Source organism: Xylophilus sp. ASV27 (genome assembly GCF_016428875.1).
Taxonomy (GTDB): Bacteria; Pseudomonadota; Gammaproteobacteria; order Burkholderiales; family Burkholderiaceae_C; genus Xylophilus.
Map to the genome: position 1 here is coordinate 1 of NZ_JAELTO010000206.1, position 2568 is coordinate 2568.

Here is a 2568-nt window from a genome sequence, read left to right on the forward strand (position 1 = left end):
TCGCCCTCGACGAAGGCCACGCGCGGCGCGCAGCCCAACTCCCTGGCCAGCGCCTCGATGGCCGCGGCGCAGGCGCGCGGGTTCAGGCCCCCCGCGTTCGCCACCAGCCGGATGCCGCGCTCCATGCAGCGCGGCAGAATCTCGCGCAGCGCTACGTCGATGAAATCGCCCGCATAGCCCAGCGCCGGATTCATCTTTCGCGCCTGGGCGAAACTCGACAGCGTCATCTCCGCCAGGTAGTCGAACACCAGGTAGTGCATGCCCTCTACGTCGACGAGCTGCCTGGGGCCGATCATGCTGTCGCCAATGAAGGCGCACGCGCCTCCGATCCGCACCGTTTTGCCCATGCGCTCAGTCCAGGGAAATGTCGAGTTGCCGGATCACGTCGCCATTCACCTTGGCCTCCTGCGCGATGAAGCGTGCGAAATCCGCCGGCGTGCTGCCCACCGGCTCGGTACTGATCGCCGCCAGGCGGGCGCGCAGTTCGGCGCCCTTCATCACGGTGGCGATCTCTGCCGCCAGCTTCCGCACCACGGCCGAGGGCGTGCGCGCCGGCGCCAGCACGCCGGCCCACGCGTAAGCCACCAGATCCGGGTAGCCCAGTTCCTTGAGGCTCGGCACATCGGGCAGCAGCGGCGAGCGCTCCTGACCCGTCACGGCAAGGGCCGTGAGCTTGCCCTGGCGGATGTGCGGGCCCATGGCCGAGATGGCGTCGAACATGAATCCCACGCGGCCGCTGACCAGGTCGGTGGTGGCGTCGCTGGTTCCCTTGTAGGGCACGTGCATCGCGCCCTTCATGCCGGTGATTCGCGCCAGGCGCTCACCCAGCAGGTGCGCTGCCGAACCCACGCCGCTGCTCGCGAAACTCTGCGGCGCGCTGCCGTCGCCGCCGGAGCGCACCAGATCGTCCAGCGTGCGCAGGCCCGGGCGAGCCGTGACCAGCACCAGCGAGGTCCGCGTGAGCTGCGAGACAGGGGCGAGGTCCGTCGGTTTGTAGGGCAGGCTGCGGTAGAGGGATTCGTTGTTGGCGTAGGCGCCGATCACCACCAGCAGCGTGTAGCCATCGGGCGCGGCCCTGGCGACCAGCTCGGTGCCCAGGATGCTGTTGGCGCCAGGCCTGTTGTCGATCACCACCGGCTGGCCGAGCCGGCCCGAGACCTCCTTCATGACGTCGCGCGCAATGATGTCGGTGTTGCCGCCCGCCGGGTAAGGCACCACCACGCGGATCGGCCGGTTCGGATAGGCCTCCTGCGCAGCCGCGGGCGGGGCGGTGAGGGCCCCGGCAAGTGCAATCGCCAGCCCGACTCCGGCGGCGGCGCCGCGCAGCGCGCCGCGCGCCCGATGAGCGAATGTCCGCATGTTCTTGTCTCCGGTGATCAGCATCCGACGCGCCCGGCGAAGGCCGGCCGCATGGCGCCGTGCGGCCCATTATGGAAAGCGACGCGCCGCGCAGCCAGACCTATCATGGAGTTTGTCGATAACGATCTGGAATCACCCGCCGCCCGCACCAGCCATGCAGTTCAAGGACCTCGAATCATTCCGGGTCGTCGCCGAACTCGGCAACCTTCACAGCGCTGCCGACGTTCTGCGCGTGACGCAGCCGGCCTTGTCCAAAGCGATCCAGAGGCTCGAAACCTCGCTCGGTGCACGGCTGTTCGAACGCACCGCGCGGGGCGTGTCGCTGACGGCCATCGGCCAGGCGCTGTATCGGCGCAACCTCACGCTGGCGCAGATGGTCGATGACATCCGCAACGAAGTGCAGGACCTGAAGACAGGCCAGTCGGGCGAACTGCGCATCGGCACCGTGCCGGCGGTGGTGGAGTCGGTCGTCACACCCGTGCTGGCCTCATTCCTCCACTCGGCCCGTGGCATTCGCTTCCAGGTGCAGGTGCAGCTCAGCGGCGCGCTGCTGCACCAGCTCGAGACCGGCTCGCTCGACTTCGCGATTGCCGCCATGCAGGCGCAAACGCCGGCCGCGCTGTCCTGCCTGCTGCTGGGCGAGCAGCAGTCCTTCGTGGTGGCACGCAAAGGGCATCCGCTGCTGCGGCGCAGGTTCACGTTGCCGGACATGTCGTCGCAGGCGTGGGCTCTGCCTCCCGCGAACATCGTGCTGCGGACCTGGGTCGAATCGATGTTCGAGGAGGCGGGTGTCGAGATGCCGGCCGCGTTCCTGCAGACGGACGCCTCGCCTGCGGTCTTCTCCCCGCTGGTGCGCAGCAGCAACCTGCTGACCGTGATGAGCGCCGACTCGCTGAACGCGAGCACCGGTGCGGGCCTGGCCGCGCTGCCCGCGCCGGCGCCGGTATGGGCATTGAAGATCGGGATCTTCTGGCGGCGCAGCGCTTACTTTTCGACCGTCATGGAGCGGTTCCGCGACAAGGTGGTCGAGGTGTTCAGAGCGCGCGACGCGCTGCGGCTGGCGCGTGGGCGCCCTGGATAGCAGGCCTTGGGCAACGCTGAACAAGTCCCTCGCGTGTCGCGCATCCCTGCTGCTGTCTCTTATACACATCTAAAAGGGGGGGGGGGGGGGGGGGGGGGGGGGGGGGGGGGGGGGGGGGGGGGGGGGGG

General features: G+C 69.2%; 3 protein-coding genes. 1 reads left to right on the plus strand and 2 read right to left on the minus strand.

Annotated elements, in window-relative coordinates; genetic code table 11:
* Together JHD63_RS22235 and JHD63_RS22240 are read right to left on the minus strand one after the other, a co-directional pair.
* Window positions 1–347, minus strand: a 347-nt coding sequence (locus tag JHD63_RS22235; protein ID WP_198972958.1) for an acyclic terpene utilization AtuA family protein, incomplete at its 3' end; no start/stop codon positions are given.
* Between the two features lie 4 nt (window positions 348–351).
* Window positions 352–1359, minus strand: coding sequence for a Bug family tripartite tricarboxylate transporter substrate binding protein (locus JHD63_RS22240; RefSeq protein WP_198972959.1), 1008 nt, complete (start codon window positions 1357–1359; stop codon window positions 352–354).
* 154 nt (window positions 1360–1513) lie between these two features.
* On the opposite strand from JHD63_RS22240, the gene JHD63_RS22245 reads away from it, so the two are divergent.
* The gene (locus JHD63_RS22245; RefSeq protein WP_198972960.1) at window positions 1514–2440 is read left to right on the plus strand and encodes a LysR family transcriptional regulator; all 927 of its coding nucleotides are present in this window, start codon (window positions 1514–1516) and stop codon (window positions 2438–2440) included.
* Window positions 2441–2568: the final 128 nt, after the last annotated feature.